This is a genomic window from Nonomuraea glycinis (assembly GCF_035920485.1).
Taxonomy (GTDB): domain Bacteria; phylum Actinomycetota; class Actinomycetes; order Streptosporangiales; family Streptosporangiaceae; genus Nonomuraea; species Nonomuraea glycinis.
In genome coordinates this window covers 2,323,801-2,348,678 of sequence record NZ_CP109166.1, presented here as the reverse complement: position 1 = coordinate 2,348,678, position 24,878 = coordinate 2,323,801, and the positions used below count along the sequence as shown (strand labels likewise).

The 24,878-nt window shown below is 71.6% G+C and carries 21 protein-coding genes; 13 read left to right on the top strand and 8 right to left on the bottom strand.

All coding sequences use genetic code 11. The annotated features are described in order from the left end of the window. The first annotated feature begins 102 nt into the window (after window positions 1–102). The 5 genes from OHA68_RS10785 (at window position 103) to OHA68_RS10765 (ending at window position 5,476) form a co-directional block, all read left to right on the top strand. The gene (locus OHA68_RS10785; RefSeq protein WP_327107500.1) at window positions 103–1,359 is read left to right on the top strand and encodes a carotenoid oxygenase family protein; all 1,257 of its coding nucleotides are present in this window, start codon (window positions 103–105) and stop codon (window positions 1,357–1,359) included. Window positions 1,360–1,382: 23 nt separating this feature from the next. Next, the gene (locus tag OHA68_RS10780) at window positions 1,383–2,255 is read left to right on the top strand and encodes a GntR family transcriptional regulator (RefSeq protein ID WP_327107499.1); all 873 of its coding nucleotides are present in this window, start codon (window positions 1,383–1,385) and stop codon (window positions 2,253–2,255) included. A gap of 164 nt (window positions 2,256–2,419) precedes the next feature. Next, a complete protein-coding gene (locus tag OHA68_RS10775; protein WP_327107498.1) occupies window positions 2,420–2,662 on the top strand; it encodes a hypothetical protein in 243 nt (80 codons plus the stop codon). Between the two features lie 62 nt (window positions 2,663–2,724). Beyond that, a complete protein-coding gene (locus OHA68_RS10770; RefSeq protein ID WP_327107497.1) occupies window positions 2,725–4,818 on the top strand; it encodes a sensor histidine kinase in 2,094 nt (697 codons plus the stop codon). Then, on the top strand, window positions 4,811–5,476 hold the full coding sequence (locus OHA68_RS10765; RefSeq protein WP_327107496.1) for a response regulator transcription factor: 666 nt from the start codon (window positions 4,811–4,813) through the stop codon (window positions 5,474–5,476). Before OHA68_RS10770 ends, OHA68_RS10765 begins: the two co-directional genes overlap by 8 nt. Before the next feature lie 95 nt (window positions 5,477–5,571). Here the strand turns inward: OHA68_RS10765 and OHA68_RS10760 are convergent, their stop codons facing one another. Then, a complete protein-coding gene (locus OHA68_RS10760) occupies window positions 5,572–5,790 on the bottom strand; it encodes a hypothetical protein (protein WP_327107495.1) in 219 nt (72 codons plus the stop codon). A gap of 111 nt (window positions 5,791–5,901) precedes the next feature. Beyond that, on the bottom strand, window positions 5,902–6,990 hold the full coding sequence (locus tag OHA68_RS10755) for a trypsin-like serine peptidase (RefSeq protein ID WP_327107494.1): 1,089 nt from the start codon (window positions 6,988–6,990) through the stop codon (window positions 5,902–5,904). Window positions 6,991–7,138: 148 nt separating this feature from the next. On the opposite strand from OHA68_RS10755, the gene OHA68_RS10750 reads away from it, so the two are divergent. The 7 genes from OHA68_RS10750 (at window position 7,139) to OHA68_RS10720 (ending at window position 17,005) form a co-directional block, all read left to right on the top strand. Next, window positions 7,139–7,696, top strand: coding sequence for a carboxymuconolactone decarboxylase family protein (locus tag OHA68_RS10750; protein ID WP_327107493.1), 558 nt, complete (start codon window positions 7,139–7,141; stop codon window positions 7,694–7,696). Window positions 7,697–7,823: 127 nt separating this feature from the next. Continuing rightward, a complete protein-coding gene (locus tag OHA68_RS10745; RefSeq protein WP_327107492.1) occupies window positions 7,824–9,920 on the top strand; it encodes a PQQ-dependent sugar dehydrogenase in 2,097 nt (698 codons plus the stop codon). A 16-nt stretch (window positions 9,921–9,936) separates the two neighbouring features. Further along, window positions 9,937–10,833: a sugar phosphate isomerase/epimerase family protein gene (locus OHA68_RS10740; RefSeq protein ID WP_189138013.1), complete on the top strand. Its 897-nt coding sequence runs from the start codon at window positions 9,937–9,939 to the stop codon at window positions 10,831–10,833. A gap of 201 nt (window positions 10,834–11,034) precedes the next feature. Continuing rightward, entirely contained in the window at window positions 11,035–12,999 is a 1,965-nt protein-coding gene (locus OHA68_RS10735) for a hypothetical protein (protein ID WP_327107491.1), read from the top strand. Window positions 13,000–13,046: 47 nt separating this feature from the next. Next, window positions 13,047–14,621 carry an ABC transporter substrate-binding protein gene (locus OHA68_RS10730; RefSeq protein WP_327107490.1) on the top strand — a complete coding sequence of 525 codons (1,575 nt, stop codon included), beginning with the start codon at window positions 13,047–13,049 and terminating at the stop codon, window positions 14,619–14,621. Window positions 14,622–14,695: 74 nt separating this feature from the next. Continuing rightward, window positions 14,696–16,522, top strand: a complete 1,827-nt coding sequence (locus OHA68_RS10725; RefSeq protein WP_327107489.1) for a helix-turn-helix domain-containing protein — start codon at window positions 14,696–14,698, stop codon at window positions 16,520–16,522. Between the two features lie 69 nt (window positions 16,523–16,591). Then, window positions 16,592–17,005, top strand: coding sequence for a hypothetical protein (locus OHA68_RS10720; protein ID WP_327107488.1), 414 nt, complete (start codon window positions 16,592–16,594; stop codon window positions 17,003–17,005). 84 nt (window positions 17,006–17,089) lie between these two features. Here OHA68_RS10720 and OHA68_RS10715 read toward each other — a convergent pair whose 3' ends face one another. After that, window positions 17,090–18,550: an amidohydrolase gene (locus OHA68_RS10715; protein ID WP_327107487.1), complete on the bottom strand. Its 1,461-nt coding sequence runs from the start codon at window positions 18,548–18,550 to the stop codon at window positions 17,090–17,092. 119 nt (window positions 18,551–18,669) lie between these two features. On the opposite strand from OHA68_RS10715, the gene OHA68_RS10710 reads away from it, so the two are divergent. Beyond that, complete coding sequence (locus OHA68_RS10710) at window positions 18,670–19,998, top strand: M14 family zinc carboxypeptidase (RefSeq protein WP_327107486.1); 1,329 nt, start codon at window positions 18,670–18,672, stop codon at window positions 19,996–19,998. A 35-nt stretch (window positions 19,999–20,033) separates the two neighbouring features. Here the strand turns inward: OHA68_RS10710 and qcrB are convergent, their stop codons facing one another. The 5 genes from qcrB to OHA68_RS10685 all read right to left on the bottom strand — a co-directional run bounded on the left by qcrB (window position 20,034) and on the right by OHA68_RS10685 (window position 24,825). After that, window positions 20,034–21,647 (bottom strand): cytochrome bc1 complex cytochrome b subunit, encoded by a 1,614-nt coding sequence (qcrB, locus tag OHA68_RS10705; protein WP_327107485.1) that lies wholly within the window; start codon window positions 21,645–21,647, stop codon window positions 20,034–20,036. 118 nt (window positions 21,648–21,765) lie between these two features. Continuing rightward, window positions 21,766–22,797, bottom strand: a complete 1,032-nt coding sequence (locus OHA68_RS10700) for a S1C family serine protease (RefSeq protein WP_327107484.1) — start codon at window positions 22,795–22,797, stop codon at window positions 21,766–21,768. A 67-nt stretch (window positions 22,798–22,864) separates the two neighbouring features. Further along, window positions 22,865–23,884, bottom strand: coding sequence for an SDR family oxidoreductase (locus OHA68_RS10695; protein WP_327107483.1), 1,020 nt, complete (start codon window positions 23,882–23,884; stop codon window positions 22,865–22,867). 64 nt (window positions 23,885–23,948) lie between these two features. Beyond that, a complete protein-coding gene (locus OHA68_RS10690) occupies window positions 23,949–24,521 on the bottom strand; it encodes a TetR/AcrR family transcriptional regulator (RefSeq protein ID WP_327107482.1) in 573 nt (190 codons plus the stop codon). Window positions 24,522–24,540: 19 nt separating this feature from the next. Further along, window positions 24,541–24,825 carry a DUF3040 domain-containing protein gene (locus tag OHA68_RS10685; protein WP_327107481.1) on the bottom strand — a complete coding sequence of 95 codons (285 nt, stop codon included), beginning with the start codon at window positions 24,823–24,825 and terminating at the stop codon, window positions 24,541–24,543. Between the last annotated feature and the right edge of the window lie 53 nt (window positions 24,826–24,878).

The window sequence follows — 24,878 nt, the reverse complement described above, 5'->3', positions numbered from 1 at the left end:
GATGAGCCCAAGCTCCAGCTCGATCTGCATCTGCACTAGTGCACGCGGTCCTTTTCGACGGCTGGACAAGGCATGCCGCGCGGATCTTCGTACGGTGTCAACATGAAGTATCTGGAAGGGCCGTTCGAGCCCGTCACTGAGGAAGTCACCGTCCACGATCTCCCGGTCACCGGGCGCGTCCCGGCCGAGCTGAACGGGCGCTACCTGCGCAACGGCCCGAATCCGCTGAACATCGAAGATCCCGTCGTGCACATCTGGGGAATGGGCCAGGGAATGGTGCACGGCGTGCGACTGCGCGACGGCCGGGCCGAGTGGTATCGCAATCGCTGGGTCCGGACGGACTTCGGGCCGATGGTGCACGTGATCGAGCATGCTCACCGTACCTTCGCGCTGATCGAAGGGGGTGCGCCGCCCGCCGAGCTGGACGGCGAGCTGAACACGGTGGGCTCCTGCGCGCTCGGCGGCACGGCCGAGGGCTTCACGGCCGGGGCGCACGCCAAGCACGATCCGCTCACCGGCACGCTGCACTCGCTGTCCTACCTGGTGGGACGCGACTTCGTGCAGTACATCGTGATCGACCCCGAGGGCACGGTCGTGCAGGCCACCGGCATCCCCGTGGCACGGACGCCGTTCATGCATGACTTCGCGCTCACCGCGAAGAACGTGGTCATCTGGGACACTCCGCTGGGCTTCGACGGGTTCGAGTGCCGCTGGCTGCCTGAGCACCCCACCCGCGTGGGAGTCATGCCGCGCACGGGCGGCGACGTGCGCTGGCTGGACATCGACCCCGTCCATGTCAGCCACACGCTCAACGCCTACGACGACGGCGACTCGATCGTGGTCGACCTGATCACGGCGGAGGGACCGTTCGACCCCGCCGACCCCGGAGCGATCCGTCCCGTCCTGGACCGTTGGACGATCGGGGCGGACAAGGTCCACCAGCGGCGGATCGACGACCGGCCCCAGGACTTCCCGCGCGTCAACCAGGACTGGACCACCCGCCCGCACCGGTTCGGCTACTCGGCCGCCACGGCCCTGTACGGCATGCCGTTCACCCCGGAGGGCACACCCGGCGATCAGGCCTTCACCAATGCGCTGGTCAAGCACGACCTGCGACGCGGTACGGCCGAGGTGCACGGGTTCGGTCGCGACGAGGCCGTCGGTGAGGCCGTGTTCGCCGCCTCTGGGGCAGGAGAGGACGACGGCTACCTCCTCACCTATGTGCACAATCCCGCCAGGGGCGCCAGCGACCTGGTCATCCTCTCCGCGCAGGACTTCACCGGCGAGCCCGTCGCGCGGGTCCACCTTCCGGTCCGGGTGCCGCTCGGACTGCACGGAAACTGGCTGCCGGACCTCTGACGGCGCATGGCAGAGTGAACATCGTGACCGACCCGCGCCCCCCGTACCTCCGGATCGTCGCCGACATCCAGCGGCGCATCGCCGAAGGGGAGCTGAGGCCGGGCGATCCCGTGCCCACCACCAGGGCGATCGTCGCGGAGTGGGGGGTCGCCATGGCGACCGCGACCAAGGCGCTGACCACGCTGAAGCAGGCGGGTGCCATCGAGTCCGCACCTCGGGTGGGCGCCGTGGTCGCCGGGCAGGCCCTGCCCGGCCGCCCCGCCGGCGGGCTGGACCACGACCGCATCGTGCGGGTCGCCATGGAGATCGCGGACGTCGACGGGCTGGCCTCGCTGTCGATGCGTACGGTCGCCTCCCGGCTCGGCGTCGCGACGATGACCCTCTACCGGCACATCGACACCAAGGCCGACCTCGCCCAGCACATGGCCGACGCCGCCTTCGCCGAGATCGACCTGCCGACGCCGCCTCCCGGCTGGCGGTCCCACCTTCGGCTCGCCGCCCGCCTGCAATGGGAGGCTTATCACCGCCATCCATGGCTGGCGCGGGTCGTCTCGCTCACCCGGCCCGTCATGCTGCCCGGCATGATGGCATACGCCCGCTGGTCCATCGGCGCGCTCGACGGGCTCGCCCTCGACCCGAGCACCCGGTTGCACATCTACAGCACGATGGTCAACTACGTGCGCGGCACGGCGGTGAACATCGAGAGCGAGGTCGCCGCCCAGCGGGACACCGGGATGACCAGCAAGCAGTGGGTCGCCGCCCGCCTGCCGATCGATGGGCGGCTGGCGGCGCAGGTGACGGACCTCGGCGTGGAGCTCGACCTGGAGTCGCTGTTCGCCTTCGGCCTCGAACGGATGCTGGACGGCCTGGCCACCGTGATACCCGCCCGGCGCTGAAGCCACCATGGGCCAGGGCCACCACCGCGTGCCGGACCCCACACCGTGCTGCGCCGACCACCCGTGAGGCGGGCCTGAGCGACACCGCGGTCCGGCGAAGGATCGCTGCTACGATGAGCGACTGACAAGTAACTAGGAGTAATTCTCCCTCTCCTGGAGCCAGCATGCGCACCTCGCTCAGGTCGTTCGCCGTCTGCCTGGCCGTCTCCGGCGTCGTGGCGGTCCTGCCGCACCCGGGGGCCGCCGCCGACGTGGACGCCGTCAAGCGATACATCGCCTCCTACTACACGGAGTCGGGCTGCCAGCAGGCCGCCCGCAAGGGCAGGAGCGAAGGACGCTGGACGAAGCACACCTGCGTCAAGACGATCTTCTACCGGATCGGCACCTGGGACCTCTGGGTGGAATAGCGCCCCGGGGCATGAAACCTCTGGACGGAGCGACGCCTTGGCGCACGCGGCTTCTGGACGGAGTGACGCCTCGGCGTACGCGGCTTCTGGGGGCGATAGCGCCGGATCTGGCCGCCGTGCTGCGGTCGTACACCCGTGGCGCGCACCTCGCCGGGATGGCCGCGGCGCTGCTGCTCGCCGTCCTGGTGGCCAGGTTCGCGGTGGGCCTGCCGGAGTGGGAGCGGCCGGGCGCGGTGCGGCTGACCGCCGAGGTGACCCGGCTGGTGGTGGGGCTGCCGGTGTGCGTGGTCGCGGTGCTGCTGCTGGCCGACCGCTATGCCGCGCGCCGGGGCGCGCTGGTCCTGGCGGCGGGCGTGGTGTGGATCGCGCCGCCCACGGTGTCCGCCCTGCTGGCCGAGCTGATGGCCGACGGGGGCGGCCGGAGCGCGCTGGTCGCGGGGACGACGATCCTGCTGGGCGTCATCGGGACCGCCTGCCAGCCGCTGACCGTGCTCCTGCTCCCGCTGTTCCTGCTGCCCGGCTCGTCCTCGCGCCGATGGCGGCGGGGCGTGATCGTGACGGCCACCGCCGCCGGCCTCCAGTACGCCGCCATCTGGGGGCTGGGCACGCCGGGCCTGCCGGGTCTCCTCAGCCCGTGGTCGGCGAGCGCGCCGGGGATCTGGGCCGCCGACCTGCTGCACGACAGCCACAACATCCTGGACTGGGTGATGCTGGCGGTGACCGCGGCGGTGACGGCCGACCTGGCCAGAGGGGCGCTGCGGGCGGCGGCCGGGGAAGGCCGCCGGGTGCTGGGGCTGATCGCGGTCGCCTACCCGGTGTACGCCTGCCTGCTGCTGTCGGACCAGTGGGAGGAGGGCTGGGCGGTGGCGGCGCGGGCGGCCGGGGTCACGCTGTGGGGAGCGATGATCTGCCTGGCGGCCTCCCGGGGCGGCATGTGGCGGCTGGAGCGGGTCACCAGCCATCGGATGGCCCGCGCGTTCGTCCTCGCCATGCTGGTCATCGCTGCCACGTGCGCCGCGACGGCGGCGTGGGCGGCGTTCCCCGCCGGGGGCGGCGCGGCCACCGGGATCGCGGCGGGCGGCGCGCTGGCGGTCGGGTGGCTGGCCAGGCCCGTCGTGCAGCACGCCGTCCTGGCGGTCGAGCGGGCCTTCTACGGGCCGCGCGCCCGCCCGCACGAGGCCGTACGAGCGCTGGCCGTACGACTGCAGCAGGCGCCCCACCCCGGGGACGTGCCCGAGCAGATCTGCCGCAGCGTCGTGGAGGACCTGGGCCTGTCCGGGGCGCGGATCGGGGTCGAGACCCGCTCGGGCACCCGCGTGCTGGCCGCCGCCGGCGCCTCGCTGAGCGGTCCCGGGCAGGTCTTCCTGCTGCGCCACCACGGGCAGGTGGTGGGGCGGCTGGAGGTGGCCCGCGACGGCGCGAGCACCCCCGCCGAACGCGACAGCGAGCTGCTGTCGCTGCTGGCCGACCAGGCCAGTCCGGCGCTGGCCGCGCTGCGGCTGGGTGAGGAGGCGCAGGCCGCCCGCGAGCGGCTGGCGCTCGCCCGCGAGGAGGAGCGCCGCCGCCTGCGCCGGGAGATCCACGACGGTCTCGGGCCGCACCTCGCCGCCGTGCAACTCCGCCTCGGCATCGCCCAGGCGCTCAGCCCGGCCTCCTCCACCGCGCACCCGCACCTGCTCACGGCGGCGGAAGGGCTCGGCGACGCACTGACCGAGGTACGCCGCATCACGGCCGGGCTGACCCCCAGCACCCTGGTCGAACGCGGGCTGCTCGACGCCACCCGCCTCCTGGCGCACCGCCTCGCCACGGAAGCCGTGGCGGTCACCGTGCTCGACCCGCCCGCGCCGCTGCCCGCCCTGGCGCCCGCGGTGGAGACCGCCGCCTATCGCATCGCCGCCGAGGCCGTGACCAACGCGGTCCGCCATGCCGGCGCCCGTCGCGTACAGGTGGCCTTCACCACCGGTCCGGCGGCGCTCACGATCACCGTCACCGACGACGGCTCGGGCTTCGCCGCGGACGCCGTCCCCGGCACCGGCCTGGCCTCGGTCACCGAGCGCGCCGAGGAGATCGGCGGCGCCGCCACCGTCCGCACCGCCCCCGACGGCACCACCGTGACCGCCACCCTTCCCACCACCCTGGAGGTACCCCATGGATGAGATCGGGTCGCGTGTCTGGCGGGTGTTGCTGGTCGACGATCATCCGCTGTTCAGGGAGGGGCTGGCGGCGGCGGTGGAGTTGGACGAGGAGTTCACCGTCGTGGCGCAGGCGGCCACCGGGGAGCAGGCCCTGGACGAGGCCGCCCGCACCGCCCCCGATCTGGTCGTCATGGATCTCGGACTGCCCGGCCAGTCGGGCATCGAGACGACCCGGTGTCTCCTGCGTGCCCATCCGGACCTTCGGGTGCTGGTCATGACGATGTCGGAGGACGACGACAACCTGCTGGCGGCGATGCGGGCCGGCGCCCGTGGCTACCTGCTCAAGGGGGCCGTGCGTGAGGAGATCCTGCTCGCCCTGCGTACGGTGGGCCGGGGTGGCGCGGTGTTCAGCCCGCGCATGGCCGAACGCCTCGCCTGCCTGTTCGCCGCCTTCGCCGGCGGCCCTGCCAAGCAGGCCTTCCCGACCCTCACCGCCAGGGAGCGCGAGATCCTGGACCTGCTGGCCCAGGGGCTGGGCTACCGGCAGATCGCGCAGCGGCTGTTCGTCACCGACAAGACGGTGCGCAACCATGTCGGCTCGATCTTCGCCAAGCTTCAGGTGCACGACCGGGCGGCCGCGATCGTCCGGGCCAGGGACGCGGGGCTCGGCTCGGGATGAGGGAGGCGCGGGACTGGGCTCGGGTGACCGGAAGGGCGCGGGACTGGGCTCGGGATGACCGGAGGGACGCCATCCCGAGCCGGGCGCCGCTCAGCCTACCGGTCGGTCCACAGGTTCCACATCCAGCCCTCGGCGCACTGGTAGTGCGACCAGTGCCCGCGGTCGATCCCCTGCTGGCCCGCGGTGATGCAGTCACTGTGGAACCAGAACTTGCCCCGGTGGATGGGCAGGTCCACGGCCGCCTGGGCGCTCGCGGCGTGCGGGACGGCGACCGCGGCGATCAGGAGGCCGGCGATGGTGAGCATGCGCTTCATGAGGGTTTTCCTTCCTTGGGCTTCGAGCCGGAGGCCCGGCTCTTCGAACACCCGAAGCTTCACCCGCCCGCCGTCCTGGGCACATGGGCCATCGGCCCTGTCCGGCCGGCCTCAGAGCGCGTTGGTGCGCTGGGCGGCCTGGTAGACCGCCTGCGCCTCGTTCCCGAAGAAGGGACCGAACATGAAGTTCGGCGCGAAGTTGTACTTGAAGCTGTTGACGGAGTTCAGCCAGCCGAGCCCGGTGGACTCGTTGAACCCCTGGAACCATCCGCCGCCGCTCGCCCCGCCGGTCATGTTGCAGCGCAGCCCCAGGTCCCTCGTCATGACGGTGTCGTTGAACGACCGCCCGCTGCAGTAGACCAGCCTGGAGCCGTCGAAGGGCTCGGCGGCCGGGTAGCCGAAGGAGAACATCTGCCGCTGCCTGGGCTGGTTGAACGCCACCCCCTGCCCGCCCACGACGTCACTCAGCGTCCGCCCCTGCAGCGGCGCGACCACGGTGGCGGCGACGTCGAAGTTGATGTCCTCGTTGGCGTTCCACTGCTGGGTGGTCAGCATCCTGGTGGCCACCCAGGTGCCGAACGGGCGGCGGCCGTTGTCGAAGGCGGGGACGAACACCCAGTTGCGGTGCGCGGCGCCGTTCAGCTTCACGCAGTGCCCGGCGGTCATCACCACGCTCTCGTTGGCGCTGGTCACGGCCGTGCCCGAGCAGGAGGAGTTCGCGCCGTCGGCGGTGGTGAAGAAGACCCGCCCGGTGGTGCGGACGATGGCGCCGCCGTCGGTCCAGCGCAGGCCGGGACTGTTGGGCACCTGGGCCCGCTGACCGGCGGCGGCCCCCGTGGCCATGGTGCCCTTGACCGACCACGGCTTGCCCTGCGTGGGGACGGCCGAGGTGGTGATGGCCGACGTGGCCCCCGAGGAGCTCTGGAAAGCGCCGCGGGTGGCCCACGGGTCACCCTGGGTCGGCCCGCCGGACCGACTTCGCCGCGGCGTGAGGGCGTCCAGCGGCTGCGCCGCCAGCATGCGCTGCGAGGTCCAGTAGTTCGAGACGGTTCTGCGTTCTTGCCAGGAGTCGGCGGCGGCCCACCGGACCGGCCTGTGGTCGAGGCCGGTCGAGGCACTGGCCTGGACGGCGCTCACAGGAATGAGGGCGCCTGTCACGGCGAGCGCGACGGCGGAGAGCAGGGCGACTCTGCGGTGCATTACTACCTCCCGAAAACCGGAATCTGCCATCAGGAGGTACGCACCGCGCGCCGTATCTTCCTCAAGGTATGCACATATGGATATAGCGGAGCTACGTCCGGTATCCGGCTTGTCGCCTTCCGTGGTGATCGGTGGGGACACTGGGGTCATGACGAACCGGTTGCACCGCCCCACCCCGAACGAGCTCGACCCCGCCCGGCGCGAGCTGTACGAGACCATCACCGGCGGGCCCCGCGCGGCGGGCCCGTCCCTGTTCGCCCTGGTGGACGAGGACGGGCGGCTGAACGGGCCGTTCAACGCGATGCTGCTCGCGCCTGAGCTCGGGCAGGCGCTTCAGGCGCTGGGGGCGGCGATCCGCTACCGGTCCTCGCTCTCCGCGCGCGTCCGGGAGATGGCCATCCTGGCCGTCGCCGCCCGCTGGGACTGCGCGTTCGAGCTCCGCGCGCACGAGGCGGTCGGCCGGGCGGCCGGGCTCACCGAGGACGAGCTGTCCGCGCTGCGCGGCGGCTCGGCGCCCGAGCTCGCCGACCCGGCCGAGGCGGCCGCGATGAGCCTGGTCATGGCCCTGCTCGACGGGGACGCGGACGAGGGAACGTACGGCCACGCGGTGTCCGTCGGCGGGGATCGGATGGTGTTCGAGCTGAGCACGCTGGTCGGCTACTACGCGACCCTGGCGCTGCAGCTACGCGTCTTCCGGGTCCTCTAGCTTTGTCCGATCAGACGCGGAAGTTGATCGCTCAGCCGTGATTAGGTCCCCCTCAATCGGCATAACTCGGGTTACATTCACGGTGCTTTGCCTCTCTTATCCCCCAACATCGACTGAAGGGAGAGGTATGAGAGCGAGATCCGCGTTAGCGGCGATGGCTGCTGCGGTGATCCTCATGCCGGTCGGCGCTGCCCAGGCCACCGGCATCACCGCCCCACCGCCGGACGACCAGTTCCAGAAGGTGACGCTCAACGACCATCCGGGCGAGCCCATCGACCTGGCGGTGTTACCCGACTCGCGGGTGCTGCACACCACCCGCGCCGGCGTCGTCTGGTTGCACGACCCGAAGACCGGGCTCAACACGGTGGCCGCCGAGCTCGACGTCTACCAGCACGACGAGGAGGGCCTGCAGAGCATCGCCCTCAGCCCCGGCTTCGGCACGGGCGCCAAGAAGGACGACTGGGTCTACCTCTACTACTCGCCACCGCTCGACACTCCGATCGACGACCCGGCGACGCCGACCGTCAACGAGGGCGACGCCCCCTTCACCGGCACGCCGGCGGACTTCGCGCCCTTCAAGGGGCTGATCCGGCTGTCCCGGTTCCGTCTCACCGGCGCCACCCTCGACCTGCGCACCGAGCAGCGCGTCCTGGACGTGCCGGTGGACCGGGGCATCTGCTGCCACGTCGGCGGGGACATCGTCTTCGACGCCCAGGGCAACCTCTACCTGTCGACCGGCGACGACACCAACCCGTTCTCCTCCGACGGCTACACCCCGATCGACGAGCGGGCCGACCGCAACCCGGCCTTCGACGCCCAGCGCAGCTCCGGCAACACCAACGACCTGCGCGGCAAGGTCCTGCGCATCAAGGTCGGCGCGAACGGGTCCTACACGATCCCCCGAGGCAACCTCTTCCGGCCCGGCACGAAGGCCACCCGGCCGGAGATCTACGCGATGGGCCTGCGCAATCCCTTCCGGATCGAGCTGAACCGGTCCACCGGCGAGCTGTACGTCGCCGACTACTCGCCGGACGCGAACGCCGCCAATCCGCAGCGCGGCCCGGCGGGGCACGGCAAGTGGACGACGATTCGCAAGTCCGGCAATTACGGCTGGCCGTATTGTGCGACCGCGCAGCTCCCTTACCGCGACTACGACTTCGCGACCGGGACGTCAGGCGCGGCGTTCAGCTGCACCGCGCCCGTCAACGACTCACCGCACAACACCGGCCTGCGCGAGCTGCCACCGGTGTCGCAGCCGAACGTGTGGTACTCCTACGGCGCGTCGCAGGAGTTCCCGAAGCTCGGCACCGGCGGTATCGGCCCGATGGCCGGGCCCGCGTACGACTACGACCCGCGTGCCGCGCACGGCCGCGCGAGCGTGGCCTGGCCGCGCTACTACGACGGCGTCCCGCTGTTCTACGAGTGGACCCGCGACTACGTCAAGGCGTTCCACCAGGACGGGCGGCGGATCGAGGACGTGCTGCCGTCCATCGTCTTCGACAACCCGATGGACCTGGAGTTCGGCCCCGACGGCGCTCTCTACGTGCTGGAGTACGGCGACGGCTACTTCCAGGAGAATCCGGACGCCCAGCTGGCGCGCATCGACTACATCGGCCGCGACGGCAACCACTCGCCCATCCCGGCCGCCGCCGCGTCGGTGACCGCCGGACTCGCGCCGCTCACCGTCCAGTTCACCAGCGACGGCACCACCGACCCGGACGGCGACCGGCTCCAGTACGCGTGGGACTTCAACGCCGACGGCAGGGTCGACTCGCGCAGGGCCGAGGCGTCCTACACCTTCAAGGAGAACGGCCTCTTCAACGCCACGCTCAAGGTCACCGACAGCCGCGGCAGGTCCGCCGCCACCTCGGTGCGGATCGTCATCGGCAACGCCCCGCCGGTCGTGGAGCTGGTCCGGCCCGCCACCGGGGACCCGTTCGCCTTCGGGGACCTGGTCCAGTTCGAGGTGCGGGTCACCGACGACCAGCCGGTGGACTGCTCCCGCGTGACCGTGGACTACATCCTCGGTCATGACGAGCACGGCCACGGCCAGTCCACGGCCCGCGGCTGCACGGGCTCCATCCAGACCACCGTGCCGAGCGGGCACGACCCGGGCACCGACGACCTCACCGGCGTCTTCGTCGCCACCTACACCGACTCCGGCGAAGGCGACCTGCCGCCGCTGACCGGCACCGCCAGGGTCGTGCTGGATCCCACACCTTAGGAAAGAGGAGATCCCCATGTGCTACGGCTACGGCCCCAGCAGGCGGTCCCTGCTCGCCGCGGGCCTCGGACTCGGGGCGGCCGCCCTCGCCGCCTCTCCCGCCGCGGCGGCGGCGCACCCCCACCGCCCCGGCGGGCGCCGCCACATCCCCCCGAGCCAGATCAGCATGCAGCTCTGGACGGTGCGCGACGACCTGTCCAAGAACTACGACGCCACCCTCGCGTACCTGGCCGAGATCGGCTATCCGAGGATCGAGGTCGCGCTGGGCTACTTCGGCCGTACGGCTCAGCAACTCCGCGAGTTCCTGGACGGGCTGGGCATCCGGGCCACCTCCAGCCATGACGGCATCAGCCCCGACGCCGCCGGCCTGGACACGAAGATCCAGAACGCGCTGACCCTGGGCCAGCGCTACATGGTGGTGCCGTACCTCGCCTCCGACAGTCTGGACCAGTGGAAGACCTGGGCCGAGCAGATGAACGTAGAGGCGGCGGCGGCCCGGCGGGCCGGGCTGCGGTACGGCTACCACAACCACGCCCACGAGTTCACCACCGACCTCGGCGGCGGCAGGACGCCGTGGGACGTGCTCACCGCCGAGCTCGACCCGCGCCTGGTCCACCTGGAGATCGACCTCTACTGGGCGGTCACCGGCGGCGTCGGGCGCGGCGCCCGTGACCCGGTGCGCTTCGCGCTCGACGTCATCCGCAAGGCGCCGCAGCGCGTCCTGCAGTTCCACGTCAAGGACCGGCACCTGGACGGCGACATGGCCGACCTCGGCACCGGGACCATCGATTTCCGCCGCATATTCGACAAGCACCAGGTCCAGGAATACATCGTGGAGAACGACACTCCCGATGTCACTCCGGAGCAGACCTCGCGGGTCGGATATCGCTATCTGCGCAAACTGAAGTACTGATCCGCGTACCGCCGGGTCCGGCACTGCCGGGCCCGGCGGCCAGCTCAGCGGCCTCGTACAGCGCATATGCCTTTAAATAATAATAAAACCGGACATTATTTATAGGCGCAGGGAAGAACTGCAGAACAAAGGCAGTCGCGGAACTGAAAGACCTGCTAAATTTCCTCCCAATTCTTGAGGTCAGGATCGGGAGGGACGCGTATGGAGGTTCCGCCACGGTCGAGCCTGGTTTCGCTGATCGACCAGTTCATCCAGGTGGAGACCGGCCCCCAGGTGCCCCGGGATTTCCCGCGCCCGATCCTGGTCCTCGAAGGGATCGGTGGCTCCGGCCGCTCGCACATCCTCGATGACACCTGGCGGCGGTGGGCGAAGCGGACCCCGATCGCCAAGGTGGATCCGCTGGTCGGGGCCGACGACGGCGACTCCATGCGTGCCGTGCTCACCGCCGTCATGCTGGGCCTGACGGCCGAGGTGCCCGGCTACCGGGTCGCCTTCCCCCGGGTGGTGCTGGCGCACATCGCGATGTCCGCCCCGATCACCGTGGCCGACCCGAAGAAGAGCATGCTGGCCATGCGCGAGCGGATCAACGCCTACCAGGACCGGAGCCTGGTGGTCACGCTGCTGCGCAGGCTGCTGGCCATGGCCGCCGGCTCGCTCGGCCTCGATGCCGCGAGCCTGGATGTGACCCTGGAGCAGATGACCGGGCGGCTGGACCGGTCGGGCCTGCGGTCCAGACTGCTGTGGCGGGACGCGCTGGCCTGGTTCGAGCACCAGGACCAGGGCTTCCGGCACGACCCCGAGCGCGCGCTGGTCCGCCTGAGCCTTCAGGCCGACGTGCGGGACGCCGGCGTGCAGGAGGACGTCGACCGGCTGCTGGTGGCGGCGCTGCTGGCCGATCTGCGGAGCAGCTTCGACCGCGCGGTCAACCACCCGTCCCGCGCGGTCGTGCTGCTCGACAACGGCGACGTCCCCTCGGCGGCCCGGTTCATGAAGACCCTGGTCAAGGTGCGCGACCTCCTGGCGCGGCACCAGGCGCCCCGGGACCCGCTGACCGTGATCACCACCAGCGGCGGCTACCTCCTGGCCGACTCGGCGGGCCTGAGCGGCCGGGCCATGCAATGGCCGGAGTCCGCGCTGGCCGGCCTGTCCGACGCCGACCTGAGCGAGGCCAGGACGTGGCTGCGGGTCCTGCTGGACGGCCTCACCGCCGACGCCGTCCAGCACCTGGTGGCGACCGATCTCACCCCGTGGCCCTCCGCGCTCGGCACCGGCACCATCACCCGTGCCGTCCGGCTGCTCACCGACGGGCACGCCGAGGCCACCCACCTGGTGCTGGCCCGGCTCCGGGAGGATCCGACGCTCATCGACGAGCTGGGACTGGTGCTGGCCGAGCGCGTGCCGGACCCGGGCCAGACGATGGAGAGCTACCTGATCGACAAGATCACGATGGATCTGAGCCCGCGCCGGCGGCTCCTCGCGCCTCTCCGCGAGGCCCTGATCACGCTGGCCGGGGCGCGGGACACCGATGAGGCGCGGTGCCTGACGTCCCTGCTGGGCAACGCGGTGCACGCCGAGCCGATCCTGTTCTGCTCGCCGTCCCTGTGGCCGACCCCGCTGTCCACGGAGCCGGAGAAGTGGGCGATGGCGCCGTTCGTACGCTTCCTGCTGTTACGCGAGCTGAGCGCGCGGCCGGACAACCACCAGGCGAGCTGGACCAAGGTCTTCGAACGGCTCCGGGACCACACCGAGGACCATGACGTCCGCGGCAGACTCCATCACGAGCTCGCTCTGGGGGAGCACGAGGTCGTCGTGGGCGAGCTGCTGAGGCTCCTGGGTGAGATGCCGGGGACCACATGGCTGGAGCACCTCGACCGAATCGTCGCCACCCCCGGCCTCCGCACCACCGACCCGTCGGCGGATCCCCGCAGCGCCACCGCTCCGGAGTCCGCTCACCCCGACCGGGCGGCGGACCCCCGCCGCGCGGCCGTCGCCCAGCTTGTCACCGCCGTGCATCGGCTCGCCGATCCGCTGCTCAGCGACCGGGAGACCCGCCGCGGCCTGTACGTCATCGCGGCGGAGGAGTGCAGGCGGCTTTCCGACGCCGACGCCCTGCCCTTCCTCGAACGCGCCCAGCATTTCCAGAAGCTGGCCGACTCCCTGGCCTGACCGACCACCCCGCCCGCGCGGGGATCGTCCCACTGGAGCCAACGACATTGGACACTCCCACCTACCTGTGGCAGATCTTCCCGAATCCCAGGCGGTTTCCGAAGACGTTCGTGCCCTGGTGGCGCCTGGCCGTCGCCCTCACCCTCGTGCCCGGCGTGGTGATCCTCACTCCCGCGCTGGCCAAGCGGCTCTCCTGCCGCCCCGGGCTGCCGGTGACCGAGGTGTGGGAGCAGGCGGGGGAATGCGTCGGGCTCAGCGACGGGCCGTACGCCTTCGGTCGTCCTGAGCTCGCCGACGTGATGACGAAGATCGCGCAGCAGAACGAGGCCGCGCGGGAGGGCTCGTGCGCCCCCGGCACCGAGCCGGTGACGGTCGGCGTGCTGCTGACCCTCACCTCGGTGGGAGCCGGCGGCCGGGCCCTGGACCAGCTCGAAGGCATCACCGCGGCACAGGCGAGCGCCAACGCGAACAAGGCCGAGTGCGTCTACCCGATCCGGCTGCGGGTGGCCCAGATGGGAGCCACGGAGCAGGCGGCGACCGAGACGGCCGGGCTGCTCGCCGGTGACGTGGTCGCCGTCGTCGGCATGGGGCTGAGCCTTCAGGAGAGCGCCGACGCCGCCGAGGTGCTGGCGGGGAAGCGCATCCCCATGGTCAGCGACGTGATCACGGCCGAGGGGTTCGACGCGAACGGCTCGCGGCAGGACAACCCCGACTACGGGCGCTGCGACCCCGCGCACACCTACAAGAACGGCGTCGGCAGGGGATACTTCCACCGCGTCTCCTATCGCAACGCGGTGCAGATCGAGCAGCTCGCGAAGTATCTGGAGCCGGCCAGGAGGACGCTCAAGTTCGTCGTGACGCCGATCACCATGGACGACCCGTACACCTGCACGGCGCTGCCCCTCGTGCACGCCAGGTTCGACACGAGGTCCCGGCCGGTGCAGGAGGTGAAGTTCGATCCCGCGGACGTGACGACGGTGAAGCAGTCGGCGCAGCGCATCTGCGCCAGCGCGGGGGAGGTGAGCGTCTTCTACGGCGCGCGGGCCAGCCACCTGCCGCAGTTCCTCCAGCGGCTCGCGGAGCAGTCCGAACGCGGGCAGTGCCTGTTCACCGGCATCACCGTCGTCAGCACCTCGGACGCGGCGAGGCTGCGCGGCAAGGAGGTCGACCCGCATCTCGAAGGGCAGCGCCTGGCGATCCTCCGCACGCCGACGTTCACGAGCGGAACCGTCAAGCTGGTCTACACACCGCTGGCCGATCCGGACGTGCTGCCGGACGGCGGCGGGATGGCGACGCTGCGGCAGTCGTTCGCCACCCTGCGCTTCGATCCGGCGCACCTGAACAGCGGGTGGGCGATCGCCGGCTTCGACGCCATGACCACCGTCGCCGGCGCGATCAACACCCTTCCCGAGCGGCAGTCGGTCACCTCCTCCCAGATCAACGCCGCGATCGGCGGGTTCGTCCAGGGCGGCGTGACGGTCGGCGGCGCCAGCGGGAACATCACCTTCGACAACTTCGGCAACCGCGACGACTCGGTGCCCGCCGTCGTGCGGCTCTGCCCCGCTCAGGGGGGTGGCGAGCCCAGGACCGTCCCCGTTCTCCCGGTCGAGACGCCGTGCTGACCGGCGGAGCCGGGTTTCCCCGAGGCGGTCGGGTGGCACCTTTCCCATGATGCTGATCACGGGGAGGCGTCGAGGTGACCGTACGACAGGGGAAGGACGGTCTGGCCGGGCTGCTGTCGGACCTGAAGCAGCGCAGCGGCCTGAGCTACGCCGAGCTGGCCCGGCGGACCTACACCAGCAGCTCCACGCTGCATCGCTACTGTACGGGGCGCGGTCACCCGCCGGATTACCAGCTCGTCGCGATGATCGGCCAGGAGTGCGGCGCGTCCGACGAGGAGCTGAACGAGCTGCTGCGCCGATGGCGTCACCTGACCGGGCATCCGTCCGACCCGCCCACGGCACCGGCAAGCGATCCGCCCGAGTCCCGGCCCCGTGCCCGCCGCACGATGGCCGTGCTCGCGACGCGCACCCGCCACCGCGCCCACGTGACGATGGCAGCGCTCACCCGCCACCGCGCCCACGTGACGATGGCAGCGCTCACCCGGCGCCGTGCTCGCCCGGCCATGGCGGTGCTGGCCGCGCTCGTCCTGCTGGTCGTGGCGTCGAGCGCGTCGGGCACGACCGGCGCCGCCGGGGGACCGGCGGACCGCGTCGAGGCGATCACCGCTACCTCCTGGGTGACGAATCCGCAGCCGGTGTCGTCGGCCGTGTTCGGGGTGACGGTGAACAGCAGCACCGGCGCGATGCCTTCCTTCCGGGTCGGCAGCGTGCGACTGTGGGACAGCCACACCCGCTGGGCCAATCTGCAGCCACGGCGGGACCGGTTCGACTGGACCACGCTCGACAGGCTGGTCGACGGTGCGCGCCGCGCCGGCCTGCCCGTGCTCTTCACGCTGGGCGGCACGCCGGAGTGGGCGGCGCCGAGCTCGCCGAAGGGCGCCTACCCCGACGGCTCGCGGACCGGGCCGCCGGACGACCCGGCCGACTGGGACCGCTTCGTCCGGGCTCTGGCCGAGCGCTATCGGGGCAGGCTGGAGGCCTACGAGCTGTGGGCGTACGCCACCGATCCGAGGTACTACTCGGGCTCGGTCGAGACGCTGGTGGACATGACCCGGCGGGCGGCGGCGATCGTACGATCCGTCGACCGGGACGCCGTGGTCGTGTGCCCCTCGATGGGACACCTGTGGCGCGCCGCCGGGCGCGACTTCCTGCGCCGGTTCGCCGAGTCGGGCGGCTATGAGCACTGCGACGCCGCCGGCGTGAAACTGCACCAGCGCCACGCCGCCGACCCGCCGGAGACCCTCGTGCGGCTGCTCCGCGAGATCGACGCCACCATGCACGCGGCCGGCGTCCACCCACCGCTGTGGAACACGGGCACCACCTACGACATCCCGCTGCAGGGCTCGCTCGACCGGCGTCGCGCCACCGACTACGCGATGCGCTTCTACCTCGCCGGTCTGTACGGCAGGGAGTTCGGCCTGGCGCGGATGTACTTCTACAACTGGGGATCAGGCCGGCTGCCGCTGGTGCTGCAGGCGGAGGGGATGCCGCCCACGGGCGCGGGGCTCGCGGTGGAGACACTCCAGCGGTGGCTGGCGCGGGCCCGGCTGCACGGGTGCGCGCAGGGCCTGCCCGCCGGACTGCCCGGCAACGTGTGGCAGTGCGAGTTCACCGACGAGGCGGACCGCCGCCTGACCGTCCGCTGGACCCACGCCGGCGCCGCGGAGACCACCGCGGGCCCCGGCGCCGTCTCACGCACCGGCCTCGACGGCACGGTCACCCCGCTGCGACCCGGCGACCCGATCCGGATCACCGAGACCCCGGTGCTGATCACGGGGTCGGCGGCGAGCCCTTCCCACGTCCGGAGGGAAAAGCCTGGTCAACACCGGGATGGGCGTCCCACCACGACCTGGGACGGCGCACCCCTTCTCACGCTCGGGCGCCACCCGGGACGGTGGTGACAGGCGCCGTGAACGCGGCGCCTCAGCACAGAAGGGGGAATCGGTGTGAACCGGTGCAGAACCGCTGTTATGGCTCTGGTCTCGATCGCCGCGCTGTCCGTGGGGCCGGCGGCGCAGGCCGATGTGGCCGGCGATCGAGCGCTGAGCGCGGCGAGCAAGTGTCAGTCCGGACCGTGGTATCCGGACTACTCCTACACCTTCGGCTCGCCGTACAGCTTCACGGCAGGGAAGACCAGGGTCAGGCATGCGCAGCTTCGGCTGTCGGACATGAACTCCGCCTTCGTGTCGACGAAGTGGCCGGGGATGACGATCTGGCTGGAACGCACGGACGGGCGGGTCTGCGGCCCGAAGAAGGTGGTCTCGCAGGGGGACGGCACGTACTTGGCGACGGTCAGGTACCTGTCCAATCCGGGGCATGGTGTCCGTGTGTGCATCAAGTACCGCACGGGTGACACCAGGTGCGGAAAGTGGAAGAAGGAGTAGCCGAGGCACCGGCCGGGCGAGCCCGGCGGGGGCCTCGCCCGTGGTGCGTCTCGGCCGAGGCCGGAACCGGCCGGAGTTCAGCTGTCACGTGGAACGGCGGGTGGACAGCGCGGGCGAGCGGTGGGTCCACCGGCCGCCGAGCAGGGTGCCGACGATCTCGATGCCGCGCAGCTCGGCCGGGCCGAGGTCGGCGGGATCGTGCGCGGTGAGCATCAGGTCGGCGGGGTCGCCCGGCCGCACCCACGCCCGGCCTCTGCTGGCGGCGGGCAGCGCCGAGGTCAGCGGGATCGCCTGCTCGGGGTGCCAGGGGGCGCGGTCGTCGTCGGTCCTGGCGATCGCGGAGGCGATGCCGTCCCAGGGGTCCAGCGGCGAGACGGGCGCGTCCGAGCCGAGCTCCAGCCGCGCGCCCGCGGCCAGCAGGTCGGCGTAGGCGAAGGCCCGGCCGGTCCTGCCGTGCCAGTGCCGGTCGGCCACGTCCCTGTCGTCGGGCGCGTGTGCGGGCTGCACTCCCGCGATCAGGTCCGGCCTGGCGAACCTGGCGAAGTCCGCCGGCCGGAGCAGCTGGGCGTGCTCGATCCGGCCGGGGCAGCCGACGCTGTCGAAGGCGTCCAGGGCGATGCCCGCCGCCAGGTCGCCGATGGCGTGCACGGCCGGGTGCAGGCCGTGCGCGGCGGCCCGTGCCATCGTGGCGCGCAGGTCCACCGGCGGGGTCTCCAGCAGCCCGTGTGAGCTCGTGCCGGGGTAGGGGGTCTCGCAGTAGGCGGTCCTGGTGTTCAGCGAGCCGTCCACGAAGATCTTCACCGGGCCGACCTCCAGCAGGCCGCCGGAGCCCGCCACGACCTCGCCGGTGCGCAGGCCCCGGTCGATGGCCTCCGCCAACCGGCCCTTGGGGATCGTGCAGGTGACCCGTACGTCCAAGCGGTGCTCGCGGGCCCGCCGGGTCCAGTCGGTGACGTTGTCGGCCAGCTCGAAGTCCTGCATCCCGACGACGCCGCGCGCGGCGGCGGCCGTGGTCGCCTCGGCCACCCAGCGGTCCAGCTCGGCCGGCGGCGGCGGGGGCAGCTCGGCCACGGCCGTGTAGCACTCCTGCTCGCGCAGCACCCCGGTCGGGTGATCGCCCCTGCCGATGAGGGCCAGCGCGGCGGGGCTGAGCCAGGCGGTGTGCAGGTCCTTGCTGATCATCACGATGGGTCTGCCGGGGGCCGCGGCCTCCAGCATCGCCTTGCCGGGGGTGTCGGGCCACAGGCCGTCGCGGAAGCCGTACCCGACGGTGAGGCCGGAGCCGGGCAGCATCAGGGCGACGGCCTCGCGCGCCGAGCGCGCGGCGCTGAGGTCGACGCGGCGGCGGGCCTGCGCCCACTGGACGGCGTGCACGTGCGCGTCCCACAGTCCGGGCAGCAGCGTGGCGCCCTGAACGTCCACCGACTCGTCGGCGGGGGGAGGCTCGGCGCTCACCTCGGTGACGCGGCCGCCGGTGATCAGGACGTGCCGGATCGGCCCGCGCAGGCCGAGCCGCGCGTTACGCAGCAAGAGAGAGGAGGACATGGCCATGACGTTAGGAGGGACGGCACCGCCCGCGCATCGTTGAAAGCGGACAAATCGGCATCTGGGACGTTGGGATTTGCGGCGATACCCGTCACCCGGCTTGGCCCGCACACTGGAGTGTGCTCGACGAACTCGACTCCGTCCCGGCCTATGACCGCTTCGCCACCGTGGACGAGGTGCACGCCGCGCTGGCCGCCCTCGCCGACGGCCACCCCGGCGTGGCCACCCTGCGCAGGATCGGCACCTCCCGCCTCGGCGACCCCTTGCTCTGCCTCACCGTGGGTGACGGCCCCAGGCACGCGATCGTCGCCGCCGGGCCGCACCCGAACGAGCCCATCGGCGGCCTGACCGTCACCCACCTGGCCACCCGGCTCTGCACCGACGCCGGCCTGCGCCGCGCCACCGGCTACACCTGGCACATCGTCGGCTGCCTCGACCCGGACGGCACCCGCCTCAACGAGGGCTGGTTCGCCGGGCCGTTCACCAAGGCGCACTACGGCAGGCACTTCTACCGGCCGGCCCCCGACCAGCAGGTGGAGTGGACCTTCCCGTTCGCCTACAAGCGCTCGTACTTCGACCGGGTGCTCCCCGAGACGCTGGCCCTCATGCGGCTCATCGACGACACCCGGCCCGCCTTCTTCACCACCCTGCACAACGGGGAGTCCGGCGGCGTCTTCTACTACCTGAACCGGCCGGTCCCCGCGCTGCAGGCCGTACTGAAGGAGCTGCCCGGCAGGTACGGCGTGCCGCTGCACGCGGGCGAGCCCGAGCATCCGGCGGTCCGCTCCTTCGAGCAGGCGATCTACCAGGCGCCCACGATGGAGGACGCCTACGACTACCTGGAGGCCAACGGGCAGGACCCTGTTCCGCACATCGGCGGCGCGGCCAGCGACTCCTACATCAAGAAGTACGGCACGCTCGGGCTGACCGCCGAGATCCCGTACTGGACCGAGCCGGCGGCCGCCGACACCTCGCCCGTGAGCCGCTCCTACCGTGACCTGATCCAGGAGCAGGCCACGCGGATCCGGGAGACGTACGGGATCCTGGACGCGACGCTGTCCGCCGTCGGCGGTGACCTGGTGACGGCCTCGCCGTTCCTCAGCGCCGCCAGGGCGTTCGTGCCGATGCTGGCCGAATGGGCCGAGACCGACGAGCTGCGGGCCGGCGACCCGGCCGCCGACCGGCCCGCGACCGTGGCCGAGGTGTTCTCCTGCCGGGAGAGCCTGGCCAGCGCGCGGCTGCGCTTCGGCGGGATCCTGCTGCGGGCGCTGGAGGGCGAGCTGGCCGTCGGCAACGGCACGCCCGTCATCCGCGCCAGGGCCGGCGAGCTCGCCGAGCTGCACGCGCGCTGGTGCGCGGAGAGCGAGACCGAGGCCCGCACCATCCCGATCCACGACCTGGTGGCCATCCAGTACGGCGCCATCCTCGCGGGCGCGGCCCACGCCTAGGCTGGACGGCCGGACTTGCCGGGTTCGACAAGGCGTCAGCCGCGCGGCGGCTCGTCCCGCCCGGCGGGCACCTTGGGTTCTTCGTGGTCCTCCTCCGGCGGGATCTTCTCGCTGCCGTAGGCCCGGCTCATCCTGGTGCGGAGCCGGCCGAGCATCCCGCGCGCGGTCTCGGGCGGCACCTGGCCGTCGCCGTCCGCCCCCGGCAGCATCGGGATCGACTTCTTCCCGCGCACGTGCGCCTCCAGGTCGTCGGCCGGCGGCGCGTGCACCTCGACGAACTCGCCGTGCGGCAGTCGCGTGATCACGCCGGACTCCACGCCGTGCGCGAGGACCCGGGCGTCGGCGCGCTGCAGGCCGACGCAGATGCGGTAGGCGACGACGTAGGCGATGGCCGGGCCGATGAAGAGCGCGAACCGGCCGACCCAGGTGGTCACGAACAGCGGGATGTGGAAGAAGGCGGAGAACAGGTCGTTCGCGCCCATGATGGTGAGGATGGAGAAGAACGTGACGCCGGACACGCCGATGGCCGTGCGGTGCGGGTTGTTGCGCGGCCGGTCGGCGATGTGGTGCTCGCGCCGGTCGCCGGTGATCCACTGCTCCAGGAACGGATAGAGCGCCAGGCCGGTGAAGATCAGCCCCAGCGGCACCAGGGCCGGGATCAGCACGCTGAGGGCCAGCGTGAAGCCGAAGGCGTTGATCTCCCAGGCGGGCATCAGGCGCAGGGCCCCCTCCAGGAAGCCCATGTAGAAGTCGGGCTGCGACCCGGCGGAGACATCGGACGGGGTGTAGGGGCCGTACAACCAGATGGGGTTGATCTGGGCGAAGGTCGACAGGCCGGTGAGCACGGCGAGGGTGAACAGGGTGTACGCCCCGGCCTTGGCCATGAAGGAGGGGAGCAAGGGCCCGCCGACGACGTTCTGCTCCGTGCGGCCCTTGCCCGGCATCTGGGTGTGCTTCTGCACCCACATCAGGACCAGGTGCGCGGTGATGAGCGCCAGCAGGATGCCCGGGATGAGCAGGATATGGATCGAGTAGAACCGGGGGACCACCGCCTCGCCCGGGTATTCGCCGCCGAAGAGGAAGAACGACAGGTAAGTGCCGATGATCGGGATGGACAGCATCACCCCTTGGGTGATCCGCAGCCCGGCCCCGGACAGCAGGTCGTCCGGCAGCGAGTAGCCGGTCAGGCCCTCGACCAGGGCCAGCGTGAACAGGGCGAGGCCGATCAGCCAGTTCAGCTCACGCGGCTTGCGGTAGGCGCCGGTGAAGAACACCCGGAGCATGTGCACCATCAGGCCGCCGATGAACAGCAACGCCGCCCAGTGGTGGATCTGCCGGAGCAGCAGCCCGCCGCGCACCTCGAAGGTGATCGCCAGCGACGAGGCGTACGCCGCCGTCATCTCGACGCCCTTCAGCGGCGCGTACGGGCCTTCGTAGGTGACGTGCTGCATGCTCGGGACGTACCAGAAGGTGAGGAACGTGCCGGTCAGCAGCAGGATGATGAACGAGTACAGCGCGATCTCGCCCAGCAGGAACGACCAGTGGTCAGGGAAGACCTTGCGCAGGTTGCGCTTGAGGAAGTTCGCCCCGCCCAGCCGGTCGTCGAGAAACCTGCTCGGTCCCGCGATCGCCTTGCTGATCTTGGTCATGTATGGGCTCCTCTCAACGGTCCCGACCGCCATCGCACGTGGTCGCGGGCGATCGGCCGAGCCTCCACGCCGATGGGAGCGGCCGTCTTGAGCGAGCCTTGCCGGGCCGCGCGGCCGCTCATGACGCTGGAGCCTCGCCTATCGTGATGCTGAACTGCTCGGTGGACCTGTCCCGCTTGACGTCCACCGTGGTCTTCGTGCCCGGCCGCAGGTCGCGCAGCCGGTCGACGACGTCCTCCGAGCTGCGGACCGGCTCCCCCGCGAAGGCGGTGATCACGTCACCCCGCCGGAGCCCGGCGTCCGCGGCGGGGCCGCCCCGGACCGTGCTGATGATGATGGCGCCCGCCTCGGCCTCGACGTCGAGGGAGCGGGCGATCTCCGGGGTGAGCGTCCGCAGGTCGACGCCGAGGAAGGAATGGGTGACCTTGCCCTTGTCGAGCAGTTGCTCGACGGCCCAGACGACGGTGCCGGCCGGGATCGCGAAGCCGATGGACACCGCGCCTTCCTGCGGCGGGATGTAGGCCTCGTTGATGCCGACGACCTCGCCGCGGCCGTTCACCAGCGCGCCGCCGGAGACGCCGGGCGAGATCGCGGCGTCGGTCTGGATCAGGTCGACGAGGGCGTGGCCCGCCTGCGCCGAGTCCGGCACCTCGCGGTCCAGGCCCGAGATGATGCCGGCGGTCACCGTGTTCTCGAAGCCGAGCGGGCTGCCGAGGGCCAGGGCGAGCTCGCCCTGCACCGGCAGCTTCTGCTGGAAGGTGGCTGGGTGCAGGTCGTTCCGCTCGGCCTTGAGCACGGCCAGGTCGGTGCGGGCGTCCCTGGCCAGCACCCGGCCGGCGACCCGTTTGCCGTCGGCGAAGGCCACCTGGACGCGCCGCTGCCTCTCGACGACGTGTTCGTTGGTCAGGATGATGCCGTCGGCACGGTAGACCACCCCGCTGCCCAGCGAGTTGTCGGTGAAGATGGTCACCACCGACGGCTCCAGCTTCCGCACGATGCCGGGGATGCGGCCGACCAGACCGTCCGCGCCCGGCGTGCCCCCGGTCGGCCCGGTCGCGGGTGGCGGACTCACCGGCGGACTGGCCGTCGCCGTGCATCCCGCCAGGCAGGCGAGGGTCGTCAGCGCTGCGAGGAAGCGAACCAGGCACATGGCGAATGCTTACCCGGCAGGAACGGGTCAAATAGCCATGACCTGGGGAAACAGCCCGATTCTTTGCTCAGTGGGGCTGAACTTGGCCGAACCGGTCGGCGACGAGCCGGTCGGCCCAGCGGCGCAGGGCGTCGGCCACGGGCGGGTGGCGCAGCCCTAGGGCGTCGGCCGACGCGGTGTCGTAGCGGTCCTCGGACAGGAACGTCAGCGTCTCGGGGTCGGCTCCGGTCAGTGCGCGGGGCAGTCGCCGGACGAGCGCGACGGGCAGGAGCAGGCGCGGGGCGCGCACCCCGAGGTGGCGCGCCAGGAGCGCGACCAGGTCGGGCAGCTCCGGGGTGGCGTCGTCGAGGAGCCAGTGGGCGCGGTACGGCTCATGGTCGTGCGCGGGCACGGCGGCCAGGAAGCGGGCCAGGTGGTCGACGGTGACCACCGGGACGAACGTGCGCCGGGTGCCGGGCAGCGCCGGGAGGCGTCCGGTCCACAGCTGCCGCACCAGGCCGGCCAGGCCGAGATACTGCCCGGCCTCGCCGGTGACCGAGTGCCCGATCACGGTGGCGGGGTTGACCACGGTCAGCGGGATCCCCTCCTGGGCGGCGAGGGCGCGCACCGCCGCGTCGCCCTCGCGCTTCGACGCCTCGTACGCGCCGTAGCGCCGGTAGAGCTCGGTCAGCTGGTCCGCGTCGGCGGGGTAAGACAGCGTCTCGGCGACCCGGTAGCCGGAGACGTGGACCAGGCGCCGCAGGTGGGGGCGCGCACCGGCCCAGCGCAGGACGTTCAGGGCGCCGTGGACGTTGGCACGCTCGGCCTCGTCCCGGCTCATCCCGAAGCGGTAGGCGCCTGCGGCGTTGAAGACATCCCGTACGGAGTCCAGCGGGTCATCGCGGGAGAGCCCGACGTCGGCCTGGATGACGGTGAGTGCCTGGTCGTTGACGTCGTGGTCGCGTAGCCAGGTGCGTAGCTCGGTCTCGCGGGTGGGACCGCCGCGGACGGTCGCGGCGACCGTCCGGCCCCGCGTCAGCAGCTCCGCCGTCAGCCACCGGCCGATGAAGCCGGTCGCGCCGACGACCAAGGTGTCCGGTTCCTGCACGATGACCACTCTTTTCCTGTAGACCGATCTACATATTTTTACGGTATGCGACAACCCGCGAAAGTCACGAGCCGAGCAGGGCTCCGGCGGTGCGCCGGGCCCGCTCGATCGGGGTCCGGCTGCGCTGGGCGCGGGCCAGGACCAGCGCCCCCTCGATCAGCGCCAGCAACGAGCAGGCCAGGTCCTCGGCGTCCCCGGCCGGGCGCCCGTCGGCGACCAGCCGGTCCGCGAGCGCCCGCTGCCAGCCCTCGTAGGCGTCCGCGCAGACCTTCTGCAGCGGGTCGTTGGTGGCCGCCACCTCCAGGGCGACCGTGGCGATCGGGCAGCCCTTGGTGTACGCCGCCTCCTGCATCCGGTCGGCCAGGGCGTCCAGCAGGGCCTCGACCAGCGCCCTGGTGTCGGGAGCGTGCTCCGCCAGGTCGCCGATCACCGTGTCGATCTCCCGCGCGGAGACGGCGAGCGCCTCGGCGGTCAGCTGATCCTTGCCACCGGGGAAATGGTGGTAGAGCGAACCCCTGGGGGCCTTGCCCGCCTCGATCACCTCGTTGAGGCCGGTGCCGAAGTAGCCCCGCGCCTCCACCAGCGTGCGCGCGGCGTCGATCAACCGCGCCCGCGTCTGGTCTCCCTTGACCGCCATGCCGATAAACTAGACCGATCTACATAATCTGTCCAATTTTGGGGACTACGGGCTGCTCGCAGGGACCGCCGTGACAGGCCCCCTCCGGGGGCGTCGCCACCGTCATGACCAGGCCGATCACGAACACCAGGTAGGCCAGGACGGCGAGCACCCACCACGCGGCCAGTCCCATCGAGAACTTCCGCTCGGGCGCGGGCTGCTCGGGTTGCGCTCTGGTCAGCAGGGCGTCGAGATCGGGGTCGTCGAAGGCCAGCTGCTCCTCGATCTCCTGAAGCGCTCGTTCTTCCTCACGTGAAAGGCCCATGACCGCGATGTCGCCTCCTGATTTAACCCCCTTTATTGCAGTATGCGACTTTC

What these genes read in the sequence shown, in the direction of transcription:
- OHA68_RS10785 (WP_327107500.1), top strand. Translation starts at nt 103, where the DNA reads ATGAAGTATCTGGAAGGGCCGTTCGAGCCCGTCACTGAGGAAGTCACC.
- OHA68_RS10775 (WP_327107498.1), top strand. Translation starts at nt 2,420, where the DNA reads ATGCGCACCTCGCTCAGGTCGTTCGCCGTCTGCCTGGCCGTCTCCGGC.
- OHA68_RS10765 (WP_327107496.1), top strand. Translation starts at nt 4,811, where the DNA reads ATGGATGAGATCGGGTCGCGTGTCTGGCGGGTGTTGCTGGTCGACGAT.
- OHA68_RS10760 (WP_327107495.1), bottom strand. Translation starts at nt 5,790, where the DNA reads ATGAAGCGCATGCTCACCATCGCCGGCCTCCTGATCGCCGCGGTCGCC.
- OHA68_RS10755 (WP_327107494.1), bottom strand. Translation starts at nt 6,990, where the DNA reads ATGCACCGCAGAGTCGCCCTGCTCTCCGCCGTCGCGCTCGCCGTGACA.
- OHA68_RS10750 (WP_327107493.1), top strand. Translation starts at nt 7,139, where the DNA reads ATGACGAACCGGTTGCACCGCCCCACCCCGAACGAGCTCGACCCCGCC.
- OHA68_RS10745 (WP_327107492.1), top strand. Translation starts at nt 7,824, where the DNA reads ATGAGAGCGAGATCCGCGTTAGCGGCGATGGCTGCTGCGGTGATCCTC.
- OHA68_RS10740 (WP_189138013.1), top strand. Translation starts at nt 9,937, where the DNA reads ATGTGCTACGGCTACGGCCCCAGCAGGCGGTCCCTGCTCGCCGCGGGC.
- OHA68_RS10735 (WP_327107491.1), top strand. Translation starts at nt 11,035, where the DNA reads ATGGAGGTTCCGCCACGGTCGAGCCTGGTTTCGCTGATCGACCAGTTC.
- OHA68_RS10720 (WP_327107488.1), top strand. Translation starts at nt 16,592, where the DNA reads ATGGCTCTGGTCTCGATCGCCGCGCTGTCCGTGGGGCCGGCGGCGCAG.
- OHA68_RS10715 (WP_327107487.1), bottom strand. Translation starts at nt 18,550, where the DNA reads ATGTCCTCCTCTCTCTTGCTGCGTAACGCGCGGCTCGGCCTGCGCGGG.
- qcrB (WP_327107485.1), bottom strand. Translation starts at nt 21,647, where the DNA reads ATGACCAAGATCAGCAAGGCGATCGCGGGACCGAGCAGGTTTCTCGAC.
- OHA68_RS10700 (WP_327107484.1), bottom strand. Translation starts at nt 22,797, where the DNA reads ATGTGCCTGGTTCGCTTCCTCGCAGCGCTGACGACCCTCGCCTGCCTG.
- OHA68_RS10690 (WP_327107482.1), bottom strand. Translation starts at nt 24,521, where the DNA reads ATGGCGGTCAAGGGAGACCAGACGCGGGCGCGGTTGATCGACGCCGCG.
- OHA68_RS10685 (WP_327107481.1), bottom strand. Translation starts at nt 24,825, where the DNA reads ATGGGCCTTTCACGTGAGGAAGAACGAGCGCTTCAGGAGATCGAGGAG.